Origin of the sequence: Paraburkholderia franconis (assembly GCF_009362735.1) — a bacterium.
In the GTDB taxonomy this organism is placed as follows: Bacteria; Pseudomonadota; Gammaproteobacteria; order Burkholderiales; family Burkholderiaceae; genus Paraburkholderia; species Paraburkholderia franconis.
Genome location: NZ_WHNP01000014.1, coordinates 179,534 through 200,643 on the forward strand (window position 1 = coordinate 179,534; position 21,110 = coordinate 200,643).

The following is a 21,110-nucleotide window of genomic DNA, read 5'->3' on the forward strand; positions in this document are numbered from 1 at the left end:
GGCCGTATCGAACGGCACGTCGCACGGCATTCTGTGCAGCAGGCGCCCCGGCGAACCGCGTGCCTCATGCCTAACCCATTGTACTTGAGCGAAATCCATGCGACTCCTTCTGATCGAAGATGACCGCCCAATCGCACGCGGCATCCAAAGCAGTCTCGAACAAGCCGGCTTCACGGTCGACATGGTCCACGACGGCATCTTCGCCGAACAGGCCCTCACGCAAAACCGCCACGAACTCGTGATCCTCGATCTGGGCTTGCCCGGAATCGACGGCATGACGCTGCTCTCGCGCTTCCGTCAGAGCAACCGTCATACGCCCGTGATCGTGCTGACCGCGCGCGACGAACTGAACGACAGGGTGCAAGGCCTCAACTCCGGCGCGGACGACTACATGCTGAAGCCGTTCGAGCCCGCCGAACTCGAAGCACGCATTCGCGCCGTGATGCGCCGCAGCGGGCCGCACGGCGACATGCCGCGTCCCGAAGTGTCGCTGGGCGGCGTGCGTCTGTCGGGCGTCGATCGCCGCATCTTCAACGACGACAAGCCGCTCGAGCTGTCGCCGCGCGAATTCGCCGTGCTCGAAATGCTGCTGCTGCGCCATGGCCGCGTCGTCAGCAAAGCGCAACTGCAGGATCACCTGACGCATTTCGGCGGCGATCTCGGCGATACGGCCATCGAAGTCTATGTGCACCGCGTGCGCAAGAAACTGGAGAACTGCCGCGTCGAGATCGTCACGGTGCGTGGCTTCGGCTATCTGCTCCAGGAAATCCGACAGGCGTCATAATTGTCGTCAGACCGTCTGGTCTGACGGCGTCCGGGCTGTCCGACAGGCGACATCGCGCGAGCCTCACGTTGCATGCGTCATGCGTCCTCGTGCGACCCGTCGGGCGCGCGCCGCTGAAACCCGCCGTTCAAACGTGCGCTGACGCTGCCGATCGTCCGTCGGCGCCAGCTTTTTATCGCGGGTTCGATCATGCCCTATCCCGCCGCGAATAGCCTGCGCCGCCAGCTTTTGCGCCGGCTCGCCGCTCCGCTTTCGCTGCTCGCGCTGATGAGCGGCCTCATCGCATACTGGCTCGCGTGGCAATACACGCAGCACGTCGTCGACCGTTCGCTCGCCGATCTCGCTACGGCCATTTCGAAGCAGATCCAGATCGCCGGTCCCGAGGCGCCGATCACGGTGCCGCCGCTCGCGCAGGCGATGTTCTCCGATCCCGTCGAACAACTGGTCTACCGGATCAGCACGGGCGATGCCGAAATCGCCGGCGATCCGAAGCTGCCGCTGCAAGGCACGAACGTAAGGCGCATGCACTACGCGTATGTGTTCGAAACGCAGCACGAGGGCACGGCCGTGCGCGTCGCGCAAGTGCGCGTCGATCAGCCAACGGGCAATCCCGTCGTCATCGAAGTCGGCCAGCCTGTGCGTCATCGCTTTCGCATCGCCGCCGAGTTTCTGATCGCAATCATGATGCCGCTGCTGCTTCTGCTGCTCGCCGGCTGGGTCATCGTGTGGCGCGTCGTGAACCAGCAGCTCAACCCCCTCACCGATCTCGCCGATTCGCTGAACCGGCAGACACACACGTCGCTCGAACCCGTCGACGAAACCTTCGTTCCCGTCGAAATCCGTCCGCTGACGGGCGCGCTGAATGGTCTGCTCGACCGCCTGAAAAGCGCGCTCGACGCGCAGCGCAAGTTCATCGCGGACGCCGCGCATCAGCTGCGCACGCCGCTCACCGCGATCAAGCTGCACGCGGAGCAGGCGGCCATCGCACGCGATCCGCAGCAGACGCTCGCGGCTGTCAAGGAACTGCGCGCGGCCGCCGATCGCGCGGTGCGTCTGTCGAACCAGTTGCTGTCGCTGGCGCGCGCCGAGCCGGGCGAACAGGCCGCGCGCTTCGTCAATCTCGATGTCGCGTCGCTCGCCTTCGACACGGGCGCCGAATGGGTGCCGCGCGCGCTCGCCGTGCATGTCGACCTCGGTTTTCAACGGCTCGACGATCCGTCGAACGATCATCCGCTGGTCGCGCGCGGCAATCCCGTGCTGCTGCGCGAAGTGATCGCGAATCTGCTCGACAACGCGCTGAAGTATGTGCCGCCGTCGCGGCTCGACGGCGCGCGCATCACGATGACCGTCTCGCAGGTCGTGGTGGACGGCGTCGCGATGGCGGAAGTCACCGTCGAGGACAACGGCCCCGGCGTTCCGCCGAAACAGCAGCCCGATCTCTTCAAGCGCTTCTTCCGCGGCGACGGCCAGGGGCAGAGCGACGGAGGCGTCGATGGTGGCGCAGGTCTCGGCCTTGCCATCGTGCACGACATCATGGTGCTGCATCGTGGCAGCGTGCATTACGAAGATGCACCTGAAGGCGGCGCGCGCTTCATCGTGCGCCTTCCGGTCGCGACGGGCGCCGTGCTGGCTGAGCGCGATCCCGTGCGCGACACAAAAAAACCGGCGCATGCGCCGGTCGATCCGTGACAACTGTCGGATAGCGGGATCGTGAACGCGCTGCCTCCGTCACGGCAGCGCGCCGCTCACTTTTTCTTCTTCGACTTCTTCTCGCTTTTCTTGTCCGGCTCGGCGAGCATCGTGCCCCGACACTTGCGCGCGCCGCAGCGGCATTCGTATTCCTTCTTCAGCTTCTTCGTCTGCCGCGCGTCGATCACGAGCCCGTAGTCGTAGAACAGCTCTTCGCCGGCGGCGATATTGCGCAATGCGTCGATATATACGTGGCCATCGAGTTCCTCCGCCTCGCAGTTCGGCGCGCACGAGTGGTTGATCCAGCGAGCGCTATTGCCCTTCACCTTGCCGTCGATCACGTCCCCGTTGTCGAGCGCGAAGTAGAACGTGTGATTTGGCTCGTCCGGATTGTGAGGATGGCGCCGCAACGCTTCCTTCCACGAGATCCGTTCGCCCTTGTATTCGATCAGCCGCTCGCCGGCTGCGATCGGTTCGAGTGCAAACACGCCTTTGCCGTGCACGCCCGATTGACGCACAGCGATCCTGCGTGAACTCATTGAATCAATCCTTTGTAGAACGTTGGGTGAGCAAGCTCTTGTTCGGCGATGCCGCCTTGTGTGCCGCATCCGTCACGCTGGTTTTCCGACGCGGATAGCAAACGCGGCGCCGTGCTGGCGCCGCGTCGACATGTGATGCACGAAGCGTCACAACCGAAATCGTACACGGATGATGCGGCTTCGTTCAACCGTCAAACGTGACCATCCTCAATTGCAGCGAACGGTTCGCGGCAAATCCTGCGCACTGGAAAGCAAACATGTCAGCGCTGACCGAACGAAATGTCGCCGAACAACGTCTTCTGATCGCGCGGTTGCGAGCGCCAATATTGCGGTGGCGCATCGACGCTTGCGCCGAGCTTCGCCGCCGCGTGCCACGGCCAGCGCGGATCGTAGAGCATCGCGCGGGCCATCGCGACGAGATCCGCGTCGCCTTCTTCGATCAGGCCGTTGGCGTGCTCGGGGTCCGTGATGAGGCCGACGGCGATCGTCGTCATGTCCGTCGCCGCTCTCACCGCTTTTGCGAACGGCGCCTGATAACCGGGCTCGAGCGGAATCTTCTGCAACGGTGACACCCCGCCCGACGACACGTCGATCCAGTCGCAACCACGCTTCTTCAACTCTTGCGCAAAGGCGATTGTCTCTTCAATCGTGATGCCGCCGTCGACCCAATCGATAGCCGACACGCGCACACCGACGGGCTTGTCGGCCGGAAATGCGGCACGCACGATGTCGAAGATTTCGAGCGGAAATCGCATGCGGTTTTCGCGCGAGCCGCCATATTCGTCGGTGCGTTGGTTGGCAAGCGGCGACAGAAACTGATGCAGCAGATAGCCGTGCGCGGCATGCACTTCGAGCGCATCGATGCCGAGACGCGCGGCACGGCGCGCCGTCGCTGCGAACGCTTCGCGAATGCGATTGAGGCCCGGAATGTCGAGCGCAAGCGGCGGCTCTTCGCCAGCCTTGTGTGGCAGCGCCGACGGCGCATGCGGGAGCCAGCCTCCTTCGACGACGGGAATCAGTTGTCCGCCTTCCCACGGCACGTGACTCGATGCCTTGCGGCCCGCATGCGACAGCTGCATCGCGACGTGCACTTTCGAATGCTTGCGAATCGCGGCGAGCACGGGCTTCAGCGCTTCTTCCGTCACGTCGTCCCACAGGCCGAGATCTGCGGGCGTGATGCGGCCATCGGGCTCGACGGCGGTCGCTTCGATGCACAGCATGCCGGCACCCGACAACGCGAGATGACCGAGGTGAATCATGTGCCACGCCGTCGCTTCGCCGCGTTCGGCGGAATACTGACACATGGGTGACACGACGATGCGGTTTGGCAGCGTCACGCTACGCAGCGTGAGCGGAGTGAAGAGAGCGCTCATGGCCTGGGATGCCCCGTTCAAACTCAAGAGCGATCGAGGATAGCACCCGGTCCGATTTGCTGCAGACGGTCGGCTGCTTCGCTACCGTCACGTCTGAAACGCGCGGCAAATGAAACGGATCAGCGGAATCAACGTTGAGCGACGGGCGTGTCGAGGCGCTTCGTCCACGATTCGACCTGGCCGCTTTCGATGCGCCTGATCGCGATCTTCCGCCACGAAGCCGTGAGCGTATCGAGCTTCGCCATGCCTTCGAGCGCGCGTCTTGCCAATTGCTCTCGTTTTGCCATGCTCGCCGAGCGGCGCAATCTTGCCGGTCAGCACGGCATCGACGGTAAAAACGCGGTTATGCACGGCGGTCTATCGGAATTTCAGGACTTCGTGGCGAGCTGATCGAGCCATTCGCCGAACATCGTGCAGGCCGCGGCTTCAAGCGTCGGGCCGTGCATCGCCGTATCGGCGCGCAGCTTGCGGACGTCGAGGCCATGAGCCGCGATCTCGCCGGCATTGCCGATCAGCCACGGCTCGAATCGGTCGGTGCGGATTTCCGGATGACATTGCAGGCCAAGCACGTGCTTGCCCCATGAGAACGCCTGGTTCTGACAGGCAGGCGTCGATGCGAGATGCACCGCACCTTGCGGAAGATCGAAAGTATCACCGTGCCAATGAAGCATCGACGTGTGCGCTCCGTGGAGATGGCGCAGCGGTGAACGCTTGCCTGCGTCGGTGAGCGTCAGCGGCGTCCAGCCGATTTCGGTGTTGCCCGACGGATAGACGCGCGAGCCGAGCACGCGCGCGATCAGTTGTGCGCCAAGACAGATGCCGAGCGTCGGCAAACCGGCCGCAATGCGCTTTTCGATCATCGCGACGAGCGGTCCGAGCGTCGGGTAACGGTCGTCGTCGTACGCGCTGATCGGGCCGCCGAGAATCACCATCAGCGACGGCATCACAGGGTTCGGCGCCTCGATGCGCGCAAAGCCGACGTCCAGATAACGGACGGGGCGCCCCCGGTCGCCGAGCACCCGTTCGAGACTGCCCAGATCCTCGAAGTGCACGTGGCGAATGGCCAGAACTTCGTGATTCATCGGCAAATCCACCGTCAGGTTGACTAAACACGCCGAACGACGCGTCGGAAGACCCGCCGCGTGCCGATGCACGGGCGACGCGCGCTCAGCCGGCGCCGATCGATCGGCGGCCGGCTTCGCAGTTTAGCCGACTCAGGCTTGCTGCGCGAAGATCTTCCAGGTCTTTTTCTGCGTGGCGGCGTCGGCCGTTTCGTGCACCGAGCAGTCCAGACGCAGATCGGTGTCCGCCATCGACAGATCGAGCAGCATGCAGCGATGCGGCGTTTTCTTCGGGTTCTTGCTCGCATCGAAATGCGTGCAGGTCACGCACATCCGGTGCGGCGGAATATGGCCTTGCACTTCCAACTGGCGCACCGTCTTCAGCAGCGTGCGATAGAACGTCGATTGTTCTTCGTCGCGCAGCGTCCCGACCGCCTTCGCGAGGAAGTCGGGCCATTGCGCGGCGCGCTTGGCCGCGGTGCGGCCGCGTGCCGTCAGACGCACGGCGAGCGCGCGTCCGTCGTCGAGGGCACGGCGCTTTTCCACCAGGCCTTTGCTTTCCAGTGTGCTCACGGCATCGCTCGTGGTCGCGGCCGTCAGTGCCGTTTCGCGGGCGATTTCGCCGAGACGCATCGGCCCCTTGCGCTGCATCAGCAGCACGAGGATTTCGCCTTGAGTCGGCGTCAAACCCGCGCCTTCCGCCCACTCCCATGCCTGGCTCCGCATAGCCGTGCTGAGTCGCAACAGGCTGTGGGTCACCCGCCCGGTTGCCTGCTCTCCGTATACGCCTTCGCTCATAGTCTTTCGTTCGTTTGTTGACTGCATGCCGTTGCACGTCGACATCCGATATGCGATGCCGGCGCGCCGACAGTCTGTTGGGGACGACGATTCGCCGGCCAATCCGGCTCGCCAATATCTACTATCTCAAAAAATACCTGTGACGCAGGCCTGTTTCGGCCGCTTGCACAGACGCTGCTAACGCTCCGTGTTCCGTTGCGACTGTTTCGCTTTCCTGCTCGAAGACAGGCGGCAACGACGAAAAACGACATTCTATTCGAGAGCGGCGAATCGTACAGCTAAGTTATCCCATGCAATCTGTGGATAACCCCGGGATAAGGCCGGGACGACTTGTGCGCCGATTCTTGATAACAGCAGCGCCGACGAACGTCCGGCAGATCGTTGTCCCTGGTTCCCGGTCGCGATACACGACCGTTCCGCGCGGTTATCGTTTACACAGTCCATTGAGTTTTCAGGAAATTATTCGGTTGTCCACAGGCAAACGCAATGCTTGTTAACTACTACTACGTTTGTATACGTAAACATTGGAAATACCTGAAGCACCCGTCACCGGCATTCGACAAATAAAAAAACCCGCAAAAAAGCGGGTTTCGTCGGCGTGATGCTCCTCCGCCTATTTGCCGTGCAGCGAAAGCGCCGGAAGCGCCGGAAGCGCATACCGCGTCGAATCGTCCGGCCCGGCTCACGCGCGCCATTGCAGGCACTGCTGCCGCACGACTTCATGTAGCGATTTTTCCTCCTTGACGACGTTGCGCAGCCAGGTCGCATCGTTCACCTGCCCGCGCGCGATCGCGCCGATTTCCTCGAGCGCGTTGCCCGAAGCCAGCGCATCCGCGTGAGGCGCGATGCGTTCGAGCGTGTGGATGATGTCTTCGGAAATGGTGCGGCGTTCGCCCGTCTGCGGATCGATGCAAGTGCCGGCGAGGCCGAACCGGCAGGCCTCGAAGCGGTTGAACGTGTAGACGAGGTAGTCGTCTTCCTTTGGCGTCAACGGCTTGTCGAGCAGCAGATGCCGCGCGAGCGTCTGGATGTAGCACGCGATGGCGGCCGCGCGATCCACCGAAAGCGGCGTGTCCATCACCCGCACTTCGATCGTGCCGAAGCCGGGCTTGGGCCGGATGTCCCAGTAAAAGTCCTTCATGCTGTTGACGACGCCCGTATGCACCATCTTCGAAAAGTATTCCTTGAAGCCCTCCCACGTGAGGACAAACGGCGCGCGGCCCGACATCGGAAACGCGAAGACGGAATTCAGGCGTGCCGAGTGAAACCCCGTATCGACGCCCTGCACGAACGGCGACGATGCCGACAGCGCGATGAAGTGCGGGATGTAGCGCGACATCGAATGCAGCAGGAACAACGCGCTATCCGCATCCGGACAGCCGATGTGCACGTGCTGGCCGAACACCGTGAACTGTTTCGCAAGATAACCGTAGAGTTCCGAAAGGTATTGAAAGCGCGGCGTATCGACGATCTGCCGTTCGCTCCATTGCTGGAACGCGTGCGTGCCGCCGCCGCACAGGCCGACGTTCAGGCGGTCGGCCGCGGCGACGAGCACATCGCGAATCGCTCTCAAATCGGCGACGGCCTGCTCGTGCGTCGTGCAGATACCCGTCGACAGCTCGATCATGCTTTCGGTAATTTCCGGCGTGATGTTGCCGGGAATCTTTTCGTCCTTGATGAGCCGCATGAGATCTGTGCCCGCTTTGGTCAGATCATAGTCGTGCGTATTGACGACCTGCATCTCGAGTTCGACACCGAACGTGAACGGTTTCGAATCGACGAAGGCTTCGAGTGACATGGCGTTTCCTGATTCATGTCGGCCGGACGGCGAACGATGTCGAACGCGTCCGGCCGGATTGACTTGTCGGATGCGGCGGCCAGGCGCACCGGGTGCGCGAACGATTTGCCGCGCGTTTTGCAGCCCTTCGTGCTGCGCTCATTTTGCCGCGCTCATCCGCGCTAATGCGTGTTCACTCGCGCCGCTCGCCGACGAGCGCGAGCGAGCGGTACACGAGCCAGGGCCCGACGAGCTGCAATACGACGATCGTGCACATGATGATCGCGCGCAGCGTCGGGTCGAAATTCGGATAAAGCTGGTAGGTGTCGTCGACGAGCAGATATGCAAGCGCCGACATCGGCGACAGCGACAGGCCGAGCGCCATGCCCTGCTTCATGTTCAGACCGCTCGGCCTGGCGAACGCGAGCACGCCGACCAGCTTCGCGATCAGCCGCGCGGCGATCAGTCCGACGGCGGCGATACCGCCCATCACGATGTCCTTCCATTCGAAGGTCGTCAAGGTGAGCACGAACAGAATCACCGTCAACAGCCAGCCGGCCGTGCCGAAATGCTGTGGCCAGAGCTGCGGACGCGCTTCCAGATTCTTCACGATGATGCCGGCGGCGAGCAGGCTGAGTATCGTCGACAGCTTGAAGACATGCGCAACCGCGATCGCCAGCAGAACGAGACCGAACAGCGCGACGAACGAGTGCTCGTCCTGAAGATTCACACGCTTGTAAAAGAACGTGATGGTCCGCGCAACCAGGTACGCGAGGATCAGCGAACCGATCAGCAGATAAAGCGGCTGAAGAATCGTCGCGAGCAGATTGCCGTAGGCCTCCTGATGCAGCCAGCCCGACGCGAGCTTTTCGACGATCACGGCATACATGCTGTTCAGCGCGGTGAGCGTCATCAGACGCTGCGTGACCTGGCCTTCCGCGCGCAGCTCGGTTTTCAGCTGGATCACCATCGCGGGCGACGTCGCCATTGCGATCGACGCGAGCACGAGCGCCGTCACCGTCGGCACTTTCAGGAACAACAGCACGAGCAGCACGAGCACGAACGTCAGCGTCGATTCGGCGACGCTCGACACGATGAGCCATGTATTGCGGCGAATCCAGCGCAAGTCCAGCCGGCTGCCGAGCTCGAACAGCAGAAGACCGAGCGCGACATCGAGCAACGGACGCGCGGCCGCCGACGACTCCGGATCGATCACGCCGGACCCCGCCGCGCCCGCGACCAGTCCGATCACGGCATAGCCCGAAACGCGCGGCAGATGCCACGCGCGATAGCACAACTCGCCGACGAGCCCCGCAGCGAGCAATGCAAGGCCTGCCCAGAAAATGGCATCGGGCGTGAGCGGCCAGGCTGGAAAGAATGAAAACGCCGACTTCATCGTGGTGGCTTCTCCTTTACGACAACCGCTGGCAACGCGAACGGGCAAACGCCGGCGGCACGCGAGGCGCAAGCCGTATCCGTTGCCGCGATCGGTTCGCGTCTGCCGGCGTTGCGAGTTGTCAACGATCGGATGAAAAACTGAAACGAACACGCCGATGCCGCGTGACTACGAGCGGCCCGACGTGAGTGAAAAGAGCGCCGTCGACTTTTGAATCAGATTCTGGTGGTCCGGCAACCGTTCCATTGGCGCGTCGGTTGCGGAGGCAAAACACGACGCGGAAGAACGGCGATTGTGCCATAGCTTTTTTACGATTGACGGAAAAGCGTCGAACAGACAGTCAAAGCGGTAAAAACGTACGCTAATTAGATGACAACAGGAAAAACCGACCGGAAACAGGCCGTTGTTTGCGGCTGAACGCGTTGCTGCGACGGTTCACAGCGGTGCAACGGCTCACAGCGGGTTCGCCTGGAAGATCCTGGTTGGATCGCCATCGGATTCGGGCGTTCATCAAGCAACCCGCGCTTTTGAGCTTCGCGCATGTAGCTCGCTCACGAAGCGAGCCGAGCGGACTTTTGAACAGAGATGGAACGATGCCGCCGCGCCTCGATTGACCGCGGGCTTTTTATCTGTAGGTTTACCTGTATGTATACGTAGTAGAAGTTAACAAGGCCGTCGCGTTTCTGTGGACAAGCCGGGTTTACCGAAACGAATCAGCGCCTTGCCGAACGCATAACCGGATGTGTTTGATGTGCGTGCCGGACAGGCTTCAGCGGATAACTTTTGACGCGTTTTCAGGAACGCTCTAGTTACCCCGTTTACGTCCACATCGATTCCACACGAGTTTCGCGCGCAATTCTCGCGGTTATCCACAGATTCACGTGGATAACTTTCGACGGGAATGAAACGTCAGCGTGCGGTCCCTTGGCGCAGTGCGCGCAGCAGAAAGCGCGCGGGGTCGAGCGCTTCCGCGAGTTCGCGCTCGACCGGCCAGGGCTCGCCTTCGATCTGCGACGCGATCAGCTCCGCGCCGAGCGACGCCCATATCAGTCCGCGCGAGCCGAACGCGAACGCGCCATAGAGTCCCGGTGTACGCGGCAGATCGAGTGGCCACGCGCCGCGCAGCTTGTCGGCGTCGCGGATAGCGGCCGATTCGTCGGCAAACGCGCCGATCATCGGCAAGCGATCGCTCGTCACGCAGCGAAACCCGACGCGCCCTCCCAGCGACGCCAGCTTTCCCGTATCGATCGCTTCGCCCATATCGGGCAGCAGGCGCGCGATGCGCTCGATGTTTTCGATGTGCGCGTCGGCTCGCAAGGCGGTGTCGGGATCGTCGATGTCGTAGCTCGCGCCCGTCAGCGTGACGCCGTTGGGTAGCGGCACCGCGTATCCTTCGCCGATCACGGGCACGCGCAGCGCTTTTGCCGCGCTTTCGGGCAGCAGCGTCAACTGGCCGCGCACGCTGCGCGTCGGCGCATGGCGCAAGCCGGCGACGCGCGCCGCTTCATGCGCATTGGCAAAGATGACGACAGGCGCGCTGGCGATCGCGGCGCCGTCGGCACCGAACACGACCCACTCGTTGCCCATGCGTTCGACGCGCGCCGCTTCGACATCGAAGCGCCGCTCGAGCAACGCTTGCGACGCGTTGCACTGTGCCGCGCAAAGCGACGCAGGCGAGATCCAGCCGCCATGCGGAAACAACCAGCCGCCCCGCGCAACGCGCATGTTGGCGATGCGCTGCGCGTCGTCGGAGGAAACGGGTGTCACGTAGTCCTGTGGATAGGCGAACGCGGCAATCGCCTGAGCCATCGCCAACGCTTCGTCGTCGTCGGCGATTTGCAGAAGTCCTTCGGGTCCACGCATAGGACGATGACCGCGCCGCTCGAGCGACAACCAATGCCGCAACGCATAGAGAAAGCCGGCGCGTGTGATGCGCGAGCCGACGCTATCGTCGCGCGACATCATCGGATGAAACACGCCTGCGGGATTGCCCGATGCATCGCGGGCGACGGCCGGATGCCGTTCGAGCGACGTCACGCGCCAGCCGCGCGCGGTCAGACGCTCGATCGCGGCGCAACCCGCGAGGCCCGTGCCGATGACGATCGCATGCCGTTCATCGACGGCAAGCGGCAGCGGCGGCTCGTGACGCCGCACGCGATAGCGCGGCGCGAAGCGTCCGACGAGCATCGCCCGCTTCCATCCAAAACCGTCGACCTTGCGATACTCGAAGCCGGCTTGCTGCAGCCCGCGTTTGACCTCGCCCGCGCTCGTATAAGTGGCGAAGGTCGCCTGATCGCCGGCGAGGCGCGCGAGCGATTTGAAGATCGCGGGCGTCCATAGTTCGGGATTTTTGGCGGGCGAAAAGCCGTCCAGATAGAACGCATCGGCGCGCAGCCAGAGCGAGTGCAGCGTCTGCGCGGCATCGCCGAAGACGAGCGTGAGCGTCACGCGGCCGTCTTCGAATTCGAGCCGATGCATGCCGGGCACGAGCGTCGGCCACGCATCGGCGAGCTGCCGGGCGAGCGGCGCAATCGATGTATTCGCAACGGCCGGCGCGCTTGCTGCGATCAGATCGGCTGCCGGGAACGGATGCTTTTCCGTCGAGACGAAGTGCAGCCGCTCGCAGCGATCGGGGTCCGCGCGCCATGCGGCCCACGTCGAGAGAAAGTTGATGCCGATGCCGAAACCCGTCTCCAGCACGGTAAAGAGCCACCGCTTTTGCCAGCGCCCAGGCAGATCGTTGCCCCTGAGAAAGACATATTCCGCCTGCTCAAGTGCGCCGACCGCGCTGTGATAGATGTCTTCGTAACGCGGGGAATACGGTGTGCCGTTGTCGCGAAAGGCAAGAACGGCGGGAACGAGCGGCTCGGTCATGCGCGTTGAAATGCAGTGCGGAAGAATGAATTCGGGAGGAATCCGGGATAAATCCAGGTATCGGCGAACGTCCTCATGAACGCCGATCGCGACGCTGGAAGCCCACGCCGACACCCGTTAAAGCCCGTCCAGACGCCGCCTGGAGGGCGTTCCAGGCCGGTCGAACGTTGGCAAAAACCAACGCTGACGGGGCTTTGAGCGCTGCCAATAGCGTCTATTCGATGCGCTCGAAGCAAAAAAAGCTGCTTTCCATGCTGTATAAGGCATTGCAGCGTGTAATTCTTCGAAACCCTTATCCAGATTGGGTTTGCGCTGCGCTATCATAGCAAGCGCCGCGAGGGAAGCGGCAGCACGGAGCTCTGCGCGGTGCCTGGCGTGCCGCGGGAGTGCGGGGTATTCCCGAGCCGTCGCTGCTCGACGGCGCGGCGCGCGCACGTATAATCGGCGCGTTCGCGCTGTTCGTGTCAACCTAAACCAGAAAGGAACCTTAATGAACAAACAGGAACTGATCGACGCCGTCGCAGGTCAGACGGGCGCCAGCAAGGCTCAAACCGGCGAAACGCTGGACACGCTGCTTGAAGTTATCAAGAAGGCTGTGGCGAAGGGTGATGCAGTCCAGTTGATCGGCTTCGGCAGCTTCGGTTCGGGCAAGCGCGCAGCACGTACGGGCCGCAACCCGAAGACGGGCGAAACCATCAAGATTCCGGCCGCAAAGACCGTCAAGTTCACGGCTGGCAAGGCGTTCAAGGACGCAGTCAACAAGCGCTAAGCATCAGCGCCTGATTTGTTGACACCCGCCATTGGCGGGTTTTTTTTCGTCTGCGCTTCGCGATGACGGACGTCGGTCCATCAGTCGATCATGCTCAATGATGATGGTGATGATGCGCATGATCGTGGTCGTGATCATGTTCGTGATCGTCGTCGTCGAGATCCCACGCGGGGAACGGGTCCGGCAGTCGCCGCCAGCCTTCCGCGCCCAATGCATATTCGGCGTCCGTCAACAGGCATGCATCGAACTTTGCCCGCCACTTCGCTGGTTCGATATCGACGCCGATCAGCACCAGCTCCTGGCGACGGTCGCCGATGGTGAAGTCGTCGGCGTCGCCATACCAGTCCGCCGCGATCTCTTCCAGCAGTTCGTCGTCCCCTTCGGGCCATTCGCTGCGATCCTGCGCGGCCCACCATGTTCCCGCCGGCACGGGGCGGCACGCGCCGCCCGCCTGCGACAGCGAACCGCCGATGTCGTTGCGCGTCGCGAGCCAGAAGAAGCCCTTGCCACGCAGCACGCCTTTCCATTCCTCGTGAAGCAGCGCCCATAGACGCTCAGGATGAAACGGCCGCCGCGCGTGATAGACGACGTGCCCGACGCCTTTGCCTTCGCCCGCTTCCTGATGACTGAGCGGATCGTGCAGCAACGCGAGCCAGCCCGCCGCGTTAGACGTCGCGTCGTAATCGAAGCGCCCCGTGTCGATCACTTCGTCGATGGGCGCGTTGCCGTAGCTACTGGCGATCTGCGCCGCGCGTGGATTGAGCGCGGCGACGATCGCTTGCAGATGCGCGAGATCGTCGGCGGAAACGAGGTCTGCCTTGTTGATCACGAGCACGTCGCAGAACTCGATCTGTTCGATCAGCACCTCGACGATCGTTCGGTCATCGTGTTCATGGGCGGCGATGCCGCGCTCGGACAGCGCATCCGTCGATGCATAGTCGCGCAGAAAATTCGCTGCATCGACAACCGTCACGGCGGTATCGACACGCACACGCGCAGCCAGCGATTCGTCTTCGATGATCGACTCGACGAGATCCATCGGTTCGTCGACACCCGATGCTTCGATCACGACGGCATCGAAGCGATCAGCCGCCGACGCGAGTTCCAGCATCTGTTCGAGCAGATCTTCGCCGGCTTGCACGCAGACACAGCCGTTCGGCAGTTCGATGCGCGATGCCGTGGAAGACGCGGGCGCTGCGTTGTCGATATCGACACGAACGGCAGCAAGATCGGTGACGATCGCCGCGACGCGCGGGCCGCCGCGGTTCGACAGAATCTGATCGACGAGCGCGGTCTTGCCGGCGCCCAGAAAACCGGAAATCACGGTGACGGGCAAAAGCGGCTGATTCATCGTGGTGCGAAAAACTTGAAGGTGAAAGACGCATGCGCCGGTCGGGCGTCAGACATCGGGCGTCGGACTCAGACGGATGTGGACGCTAGCCGGCAGCAGCACGAAGCCGCATTGTGCATCAATTGGCGCGAGACCGATGCGTGTCGTTGTCCGCAGTGACGGAGGTGCGTGCCCGACCATTTTCGGGGGGCATCAGGTTCCACTTACGAAGTATCGCAACGATTTGCCTTGCGTACTCGTCGCGCAGCGATGGCGTTTCGGAGTGGTAAGCGCCGACGGCCGCCCACGTGTTGCCGTACTTGTTCATCTTCTGCCGCAAATGCCAGGCGGCGATGTACACGTTCTTGCACGGCTCCATCAACGTGCCCTGCGAAATGCCGTACTGCGCAAGCGTGGGCAGATGCACGGAGTTGATCTGCATGACGCCGTAGTCGGTCGAGCCGTTGGCGTTCTTGTGCACGGCGGCGGGACGGTTATGCGATTCCTGCCAGGCGATGGCCCGCAGGATCAGCGGATTGACCTTCTGATAGTTGGCGGCCTCGTCAAAGCAGTCCGCGCGCGCAGACCCGGCGCCCAGCAGCGCGGCGAGGCCAACGGCGACAGTGAGTGAGGACGGCTTCATCGGTCAAGATGGTGAGTTATGTCGGTGTGCGAACGGAAAAACGGTAAAGACTACTTGAGACCCTTATCCTGCAGGCCTGCACTCGGGAAAACCCGCTACGCATGTTATGCTCAAATGATTGGATCCGCCCGTATCATACCGGCTGGATATGTCGCGTTAAAGTTGGCCAACCGACATAAGGCAGTAAATTGCGGCCAAAGGGAAACCGCGTGTAACAACGCGCGGTGCGAGTCACAAACTTTCAAGAACGTAACGAAGCACGCAATCAGACGACAGTCTGATCGGTATCGTTAGAGGAATCTCACCGGCCTTTCGAGCTTTGTGACATTTCCGACACGAAAAGCTGTTACTGTTCATTGTTTTCGGTTACAGGGAAGCAAGGCGTACCCGGCATTCGCTGCTGTGGGAACGTCATGTCAGACCGAGGACGACCTTGTGTCGGCCGGTCGTCCACTGTGCATGATCGTCGGCGGATCACACCGTCGGCTTCGAAATCCTATCCATGAGAAGAAATCGTATGGCATTGCGTCGCGTGGCGACAGCGCTGGTGGTCGCTGGCATGATCACCGCGCACACTGCACACGCACAGGTGACGCTCAATTTCGTCAACGCCGACATCGACCAGGTGGCCAAGGCGATTGGCGCGGCGACGGGCAAGACGATCATCGTTGACCCGCGCGTGAAAGGGCAGCTGAATCTCGTCTCCGAGAACCCTGTTCCGGAAGACCAGGCATTGAAGACCTTGCAGTCCGCATTGCGGATGCAGGGCTTTTCGCTGGTGCAGGATCACGGCGTGCTGAAGGTCGTGCCCGAAGCGGACGCGAAACTGCAGGGCGTGCCGACTTACGTCGGCAATGCGCCCGCGGCGCGCGGCGATCAGGTCGTCACGCAGGTCTTTCAGCTGAAGAACGAATCGGCGAACAACCTGCTGCCCGTGCTGCGTCCGCTCATCTCGCCGAACAACACGGTTGCCGCGTATCCGTCGAACAACACGATCGTCGTCACCGACTACGCGGATAACGTGCGCCGTATCGCACAGATCATCGCGGGCGTCGATACGGCAGCCGGCCAGCAGGTGCAGGTTGTGCCGCTGAAGAACGGGAATGCGATCGACGTCGCGACGCAGATGTCGAAGATGCTCGACCCCGGCTCGATCGGCAACACGGACGCAACGCTCAAGGTCTCCGTGCAGGCCGACCCGCGCACGAATTCGCTGCTGCTGCGTGCATCGAACGCGGCGCGCCTCGCAGCGGCGAAGTCGCTCGCGAAGCAGCTGGATGCGGCCACCGGACAGCCCGGCAACATCCACGTCGTGCAGCTGCGCAACGCGGACGCCGTGCGTCTCGGGAAGACGCTGCGCGGCATGCTCGGCAAGGGCGGCAGCGAAACGTCGTCGGGCGGCGCCAACGCCGCGAACGCGTTCAACCAGGGCAACGCGAGCTCGTCGACGGGCACGTCGGGCCAGCCGCCGTTGCCGGGCGGCTCGCTCGGCGGTTCATCGTCCTCGTCGATGGGCAGCAATCCGCTCGGCGGCGGCGGCACCTATGGCGGCCAAGGCAACAAGGACGCCGCGTTCCTCGGCGAAAAAGAAGGCGGCGGCGGCGAGGAGAACCAGCCCGGCGGCATGATCCAGGCCGATGCGGCGACGAACTCGCTGATCATCACCGCGTCCGACCCCGTCTACCGCAATCTGCGTAGCGTGATCGATCAGCTCGATTCGCGCCGCGCGCAGGTCTATATCGAGGCGCTGATCGTCGAGCTGTCGGCGACGTCGAGCGCGAACCTCGGCATCCAGTGGCAGGGTGCGCTGCTGTCGAACAGCGGCAACAACGGTCTTTACGGCAGTTCGAACTTCAATTCGAACGGCAGTCAGGGCATCGTGAACCTGACCGCGCAGGGCGCGATCATCGCGAACAACCCGGCCGCGGCGCTCGCGACGACGGGCACGAACCTGCTGAACAACGGCGTGAACATCGGCCTGCTGCACCGCTTCGGCAATGTGTTCGGTCTGGGTGGCCTGTTGCAGGCGCTGTCGCAGTCGAGCGATGCGAACATCCTGTCGACGCCTAACCTGATCACGCTCGACAACGAGGAAGCGAAGATCGTCGTCGGCTCGAACGTGCCTGTCGTGACGGGTTCGTACGCGACGCCGACCGCGAACGCCGCGACATCCGTGACCGCGTTCAACACGTTCGACCGTCAGGACGTCGGTATCGTGCTGCACGTGAAGCCGCAGATCACCGACGGCGGCATCATCAAGCTGCAAATCTATTCCGAAGACTCGTCCGTCGATCCGACCTCGACGAACAATCCGGGCGGCGTGACGATCATCAAGCGCTCGGTGCAGTCGACGGTGCTGTCCGACGATGGCGAGATCATCGTGCTCGGCGGCCTGATGCAGGACAACTACTCGAACGGCAACAGCAAGGTGCCGCTGCTCGGCGATATCCCGTGGCTGGGCCAGCTGTTCCGCTCGGAAAACAAGACGCGCACGAAGACCAATGTGATGGTGTTCCTGCGGCCCGTGATCGTGCGCGATCAGGCGACCAGTTCGTCGATCGCGTTGAGCCGTTACGACTATCTGCGCGCGCAGCAGGGCGACTATCAGACGGACAACAACCTGATCCGCGACAAGAACGTGCCGATGCTGCCGCCCGCGCCGCCCGGACCGAACGAAGGCGGCGTGCCTGCGCAGAATCTGCTCGACTACAACAACATGACGCGCCGGCCGCAGGCGCCAAATGGTGCGAGCGATGTGAATGGTCCTAATGGCGCGAATGGCGCGAATGGGACGAACGGCGCGAGTGGCATGAACGGCACCAACGGCACGAATGGTGCGAACAGCGTGAACGGCACGAACACCGCAAACGGCGCCAATGGCACGAACGGAACGCCGGGCACGCCAGGTGCTGCAACCCAGGGCACGATTGCCTCACCCGGAGCAAGACCGTGAGCACGACGCCGCTTTCCGGGCCGCACGCCGCCGCTACGACGGAAGGCGTACGCGAAGCACCGGAAACATCCGCTCAACCGGCGCGCGAAGCGCCCTCTCCGCTCGCCGCGCGGCTCGTGCCGTACGGCTTCGCGAAGAGCGGCCAGATTCTCGTCGCGCATCAGCACGCCGATACCATCGAAGTGTGGATCAGCGAGCGCACGAGTCAGGCCGCGCTCGCCGAAGTCGTGCGCAATTTCGGCGCGGTATCGGTCGTGCGCACGAATGCGGACGAACTCGCGCAGGCGATCAACCAGGCGTACGCGCGCCAGGACGGCAGCGCGGCACAGGTGGTCGGCGAAGTGGAAGGCGAAGTCGATCTGTCGCGTCTGATGCAGGACATTCCCGAAGTGGAAGACTTGCTGGAATCCGAAGACGACGCGCCGATCATCCGCATGATCAACGCGCTGCTGACGCAGGCTGCGCGCGAGCAGGCATCGGATATTCACATCGAGCCGTTCGAGAATGCATCGGTGGTGCGTTTTCGCGTCGACGGCACGCTGCGCGATGTCGTGCGTCCGAAAAAGGCGCTGCACGGCGCGCTGATTTCGCGGATCAAGATCATGGCGCAGCTCGACATCGCCGAGAAGCGTCTGCCGCAGGATGGCCGTATTACGCTGCGCGTCGGCGGACGGCCTGTCGACGTGCGCGTCTCGACGCTGCCGACGGGCCACGGCGAACGCGCGGTGCTGCGTCTGCTGGAGAAAGACGCGCAGCGTCTGAATCTCGAAGCGCTCGGCATGGCGCCCGATACGCTCGCGCAGTTCGACAAGCTGATTTCGCGTCCGCACGGCATCGTGCTCGTCACGGGCCCGACGGGTTCGGGCAAGACGACGACGCTCTACGCGTCGATGTCGCGGCTCGAAACGGCGACGACGAACATCATGACCGTCGAAGACCCGATCGAATACGACCTGTCCGGTATCGGGCAGACGCAGGTGAACGAGCGCATCGGCATGACGTTCGCCCGCGCGCTGCGTTCGATTCTGCGTCAGGACCCGGACATCATCATGATCGGTGAAATCCGCGACCTCGAAACGGCGCAGATCGCGGTGCAGGCCTCGCTGACGGGCCACCTCGTGCTCGCGACGCTGCACACGAACGATGCCGCATCGGCCGTGACGCGTCTTACGGATATGGGCGTCGAACCGTATCTGCTCGCGTCGTCGCTGCTCGGCGTGCTCGCGCAGCGTCTCGTGCGGCGCCTGTGTCCCGTGTGCAAGGAAGAGCGCGAAGAAGAAGGCGGCCGCAAGATGTGGCACCCGGTCGGCTGCGACAAGTGCGGGCATTCGGGGTACGCGGGGCGTCGCGGCGTGTATGAACTGCTCAACGTCGACGAGCCGATCCGCGCGCTGATTCACCGCAATGCCGCCGACGCCGAAATTGCCGACGCGGGTCACAAGCAGGGCATGCGCACGTTGCGCGAGGATGGCGAGCGCTGGCTGGCGTCGGGCATGACGTCGCTCGAAGAAGTGATACGCGTGACGGGCGGAGTCTGAGCCCATGCCCGCGTTCCGCTTCGAAGCAATCGACGCCGCAGGCAAGGCGCAAAAGGGCGTGCTCGATGCCGACAGCGCGCGCGGCGCGCGCACGCAGTTGCGCACGCAAGGACTCACGCCGCTTGTCGTCGAACCGGCCGCGACGCGCACGCGCGGCGAGCGCAGCCAGCGCCTGTCGCTGGGGCGCAAGCTTTCGCAGCGCGAGCAGGCCATTCTCACGCGACAACTCGCGAGCCTGCTGATCGCGGGCCTGCCGCTCGACGAAGCGCTCGCCGTGCTGACCGAGCAGTCGGAGCGCGACTACATCCGCGAACTGATGGCGGCGATCCGCGCCGAAGTGCTCGGCGGCCATTCGCTCGCCAACGCGCTGTCGCAGCATCCGAAGGATTTCCCTGAGATATATCGCGCGCTCGTCGCGGCCGGTGAACATACTGGCAAGCTCGGTCTCGTGCTGTCGCGCCTTGCCGATTACATCGAGCAGCGCAACGCGCTCAAGCAGAAGATCATCCTCGCGTTCACGTATCCGACCATCGTCACGATCATCGCGTTCGGCATCGTCACGTTCCTGCTGAGCTACGTGGTGCCGCAGGTCGTGAACGTGTTCGCGAGCACGAAGCAGCAGCTGCCGATTCTAACCGTCATGATGATGGCGCTCTCGGGCTTCGTGCGGAACTGGTGGTGGGCCGTGCTGATCGCGGTCGTGGTCGTCGTCTATGTGGTGCGTTCGATACTCGCGCAGCCGGCGCCGCGCCTCGCGTTCGACCGCTGGACGCTGACGGCCCCGCTCGTCGGCAAGCTCGTGCGCGGCTATAACACGGTGCGCTTCGCGAGCACGCTCGGCATCCTGACGGCAGCGGGCGTGCCGATCCTGCGCGCGCTGCAGGCGGCGAGCGAAACGCTCAGCAACCGCGCGATGCGCGGCAATATCGACGATGCGATCGTGCGCGTGCGCGAAGGCACGTCGCTGTCGCGCGCGCTCGGCAACACGAAGACGTTTCCGCCCGTGCTCGTGCACCTGATCCGCTCGGGCGAGGCGACAGGCGATGTCACGACGATGCTCGACCGCGCGGCCGACGGCGAAGCGCGTGAACTCGAGCGACGCACGATGTTCCTGACGAGCCTGCTGGAGCCGCTGCTGATCCTGGCGATGGGCGGTGTGGTGCTGGTGATCGTGCTGGCCGTGATGCTGCCGATCATCGAGCTGAACAACCTGGTGCAGTAACGGCGGGTGTCACGCCGCCAGGACGTGACGGCGCGCTGCATCGGAGCGTCGCGCTGTCACGGTAGCGGAATAGATCAGCGCACGTAAATGGTCGGGCCGGGCGCGTTCGCGGGCAGGAACACTTCAGAGCGCACGCCGTTGCGATCGATGATGATCGAGCGCGCGCGCACCTCGGCGAGCTTCGCGCCCTGCATGATCGTGCTGCCGAGCGAGACGGCATGCGGCGGCTCGCCGCCCGTGCTGACGATCGCCGCGGCGCCCTCGCCCAGCGCGAGAATGCCCGACAGGTGGATGTCCTGGTTCGCGGTGCGCGTGAGCTGGCCGCCGAACAGCGTCGCCGCCTGCTCCGTCGAAACAGGCGCGC

17 protein-coding genes are annotated in these 21,110 nt (G+C 63.3%); 7 read left to right on the forward strand and 10 right to left on the reverse strand.

Annotated elements, in window-relative coordinates:
* The first annotated feature begins 97 nt into the window (after window positions 1-97).
* Window positions 98-784: a response regulator transcription factor gene (locus tag GCT13_RS17575; RefSeq protein ID WP_007581727.1), complete on the forward strand. Its 687-nt coding sequence runs from the start codon at window positions 98-100 to the stop codon at window positions 782-784.
* Between the two features lie 189 nt (window positions 785-973).
* A complete protein-coding gene (locus tag GCT13_RS17580) occupies window positions 974-2,473 on the forward strand; it encodes a sensor histidine kinase (protein ID WP_152760234.1) in 1,500 nt (499 codons plus the stop codon).
* A 56-nt stretch (window positions 2,474-2,529) separates the two neighbouring features.
* Here GCT13_RS17580 and GCT13_RS17585 read toward each other — a convergent pair whose 3' ends face one another.
* Together GCT13_RS17585 and GCT13_RS17590 are read right to left on the reverse strand one after the other, a co-directional pair.
* The gene (locus GCT13_RS17585; RefSeq protein ID WP_152760236.1) at window positions 2,530-3,012 is read right to left on the reverse strand and encodes an SET domain-containing protein; all 483 of its coding nucleotides are present in this window, start codon (window positions 3,010-3,012) and stop codon (window positions 2,530-2,532) included.
* Window positions 3,013-3,272: 260 nt separating this feature from the next.
* Window positions 3,273-4,385 carry an NADH:flavin oxidoreductase/NADH oxidase gene (locus GCT13_RS17590; protein ID WP_152760238.1) on the reverse strand — a complete coding sequence of 371 codons (1,113 nt, stop codon included), beginning with the start codon at window positions 4,383-4,385 and terminating at the stop codon, window positions 3,273-3,275.
* Between the two features lie 189 nt (window positions 4,386-4,574).
* Here GCT13_RS17590 and GCT13_RS49275 point away from each other — a divergent pair, with 189 nt between their 5' ends.
* A complete protein-coding gene (locus tag GCT13_RS49275) occupies window positions 4,575-4,775 on the forward strand; it encodes a hypothetical protein (protein WP_227746883.1) in 201 nt (66 codons plus the stop codon).
* Here GCT13_RS49275 and GCT13_RS17600 read toward each other — a convergent pair.
* The 5 genes from GCT13_RS17600 to mnmC all read right to left on the reverse strand — a co-directional run bounded on the left by GCT13_RS17600 (window position 4,754) and on the right by mnmC (window position 12,291).
* On the reverse strand, window positions 4,754-5,467 hold the full coding sequence (locus GCT13_RS17600; protein ID WP_152760242.1) for a glutamine amidotransferase: 714 nt from the start codon (window positions 5,465-5,467) through the stop codon (window positions 4,754-4,756). The genes GCT13_RS49275 and GCT13_RS17600 overlap by 22 nt on opposite strands.
* A 132-nt stretch (window positions 5,468-5,599) precedes the next feature.
* Entirely contained in the window at window positions 5,600-6,244 is a 645-nt protein-coding gene (locus GCT13_RS17605) for a MarR family winged helix-turn-helix transcriptional regulator (protein ID WP_090870692.1), read from the reverse strand.
* A 682-nt stretch (window positions 6,245-6,926) separates the two neighbouring features.
* Window positions 6,927-8,042, reverse strand: a complete 1,116-nt coding sequence (locus GCT13_RS17610; RefSeq protein ID WP_152760244.1) for a YbdK family carboxylate-amine ligase — start codon at window positions 8,040-8,042, stop codon at window positions 6,927-6,929.
* A gap of 172 nt (window positions 8,043-8,214) precedes the next feature.
* Window positions 8,215-9,417 (reverse strand): cation:proton antiporter, encoded by a 1,203-nt coding sequence (locus GCT13_RS17615; RefSeq protein ID WP_152760246.1) that lies wholly within the window; start codon window positions 9,415-9,417, stop codon window positions 8,215-8,217.
* 909 nt (window positions 9,418-10,326) lie between these two features.
* The gene (mnmC, locus tag GCT13_RS17620; RefSeq protein ID WP_152760248.1) at window positions 10,327-12,291 is read right to left on the reverse strand and encodes a bifunctional tRNA (5-methylaminomethyl-2-thiouridine)(34)-methyltransferase MnmD/FAD-dependent 5-carboxymethylaminomethyl-2-thiouridine(34) oxidoreductase MnmC; all 1,965 of its coding nucleotides are present in this window, start codon (window positions 12,289-12,291) and stop codon (window positions 10,327-10,329) included.
* A 490-nt stretch (window positions 12,292-12,781) separates the two neighbouring features.
* On the opposite strand from mnmC, the gene GCT13_RS17625 reads away from it, so the two are divergent.
* Window positions 12,782-13,060, forward strand: a complete 279-nt coding sequence (locus GCT13_RS17625; protein ID WP_007581741.1) for an HU family DNA-binding protein — start codon at window positions 12,782-12,784, stop codon at window positions 13,058-13,060.
* A gap of 94 nt (window positions 13,061-13,154) precedes the next feature.
* Here GCT13_RS17625 and GCT13_RS17630 read toward each other — a convergent pair whose 3' ends face one another.
* Window positions 13,155-14,411: a GTP-binding protein gene (locus GCT13_RS17630; RefSeq protein WP_152760249.1), complete on the reverse strand. Its 1,257-nt coding sequence runs from the start codon at window positions 14,409-14,411 to the stop codon at window positions 13,155-13,157.
* Window positions 14,412-14,529: 118 nt separating this feature from the next.
* Window positions 14,530-15,033 (reverse strand): lytic transglycosylase domain-containing protein, encoded by a 504-nt coding sequence (locus GCT13_RS17635; protein ID WP_152760251.1) that lies wholly within the window; start codon window positions 15,031-15,033, stop codon window positions 14,530-14,532.
* 517 nt (window positions 15,034-15,550) lie between these two features.
* Between GCT13_RS17635 and gspD the strand changes: the two genes are divergently transcribed.
* The 3 genes from gspD to gspF are packed head-to-tail and all read left to right on the forward strand — an operon-like array spanning window position 15,551 to window position 20,746.
* Window positions 15,551-17,986, forward strand: a complete 2,436-nt coding sequence (gspD, locus tag GCT13_RS17640) for a type II secretion system secretin GspD (RefSeq protein ID WP_152760254.1) — start codon at window positions 15,551-15,553, stop codon at window positions 17,984-17,986.
* Complete coding sequence (gene gspE / locus GCT13_RS17645) at window positions 17,983-19,524, forward strand: type II secretion system ATPase GspE (protein WP_321574427.1); 1,542 nt, start codon at window positions 17,983-17,985, stop codon at window positions 19,522-19,524. The genes gspD and gspE overlap by 4 nt, the downstream gene beginning before the upstream one ends.
* A 4-nt stretch (window positions 19,525-19,528) precedes the next feature.
* Window positions 19,529-20,746: a type II secretion system inner membrane protein GspF gene (gene gspF / locus GCT13_RS17650; RefSeq protein ID WP_152760256.1), complete on the forward strand. Its 1,218-nt coding sequence runs from the start codon at window positions 19,529-19,531 to the stop codon at window positions 20,744-20,746.
* A gap of 74 nt (window positions 20,747-20,820) precedes the next feature.
* Here gspF and GCT13_RS17655 read toward each other — a convergent pair.
* Window positions 20,821-21,110: type II secretion system protein N (locus tag GCT13_RS17655; RefSeq protein ID WP_152760258.1), on the reverse strand; the 290-nt coding region annotated here is incomplete at its 5' end.

Excerpts from the sequence above, each read along its gene's own strand:
- GCT13_RS17575 (WP_007581727.1), top strand. The coding sequence starts at position 98 with ATGCGACTCCTTCTGATCGAAGATGACCGCCCAATCGCACGCGGCATC.
- GCT13_RS17580 (WP_152760234.1), top strand. The coding sequence starts at position 974 with ATGCCCTATCCCGCCGCGAATAGCCTGCGCCGCCAGCTTTTGCGCCGG.
- GCT13_RS17585 (WP_152760236.1), bottom strand. The coding sequence starts at position 3,012 with ATGAGTTCACGCAGGATCGCTGTGCGTCAATCGGGCGTGCACGGCAAA.
- GCT13_RS17590 (WP_152760238.1), bottom strand. The coding sequence starts at position 4,385 with ATGAGCGCTCTCTTCACTCCGCTCACGCTGCGTAGCGTGACGCTGCCA.
- GCT13_RS49275 (WP_227746883.1), top strand. The coding sequence starts at position 4,575 with ATGCGCCTGATCGCGATCTTCCGCCACGAAGCCGTGAGCGTATCGAGC.
- GCT13_RS17600 (WP_152760242.1), bottom strand. The coding sequence starts at position 5,467 with ATGAATCACGAAGTTCTGGCCATTCGCCACGTGCACTTCGAGGATCTG.
- GCT13_RS17605 (WP_090870692.1), bottom strand. The coding sequence starts at position 6,244 with ATGAGCGAAGGCGTATACGGAGAGCAGGCAACCGGGCGGGTGACCCAC.
- GCT13_RS17610 (WP_152760244.1), bottom strand. The coding sequence starts at position 8,042 with ATGTCACTCGAAGCCTTCGTCGATTCGAAACCGTTCACGTTCGGTGTC.
- GCT13_RS17615 (WP_152760246.1), bottom strand. The coding sequence starts at position 9,417 with ATGAAGTCGGCGTTTTCATTCTTTCCAGCCTGGCCGCTCACGCCCGAT.
- mnmC (WP_152760248.1), bottom strand. The coding sequence starts at position 12,291 with ATGACCGAGCCGCTCGTTCCCGCCGTTCTTGCCTTTCGCGACAACGGC.
- GCT13_RS17625 (WP_007581741.1), top strand. The coding sequence starts at position 12,782 with ATGAACAAACAGGAACTGATCGACGCCGTCGCAGGTCAGACGGGCGCC.
- GCT13_RS17630 (WP_152760249.1), bottom strand. The coding sequence starts at position 14,411 with ATGAATCAGCCGCTTTTGCCCGTCACCGTGATTTCCGGTTTTCTGGGC.
- GCT13_RS17635 (WP_152760251.1), bottom strand. The coding sequence starts at position 15,033 with ATGAAGCCGTCCTCACTCACTGTCGCCGTTGGCCTCGCCGCGCTGCTG.
- gspD (WP_152760254.1), top strand. The coding sequence starts at position 15,551 with ATGGCATTGCGTCGCGTGGCGACAGCGCTGGTGGTCGCTGGCATGATC.
- gspF (WP_152760256.1), top strand. The coding sequence starts at position 19,529 with ATGCCCGCGTTCCGCTTCGAAGCAATCGACGCCGCAGGCAAGGCGCAA.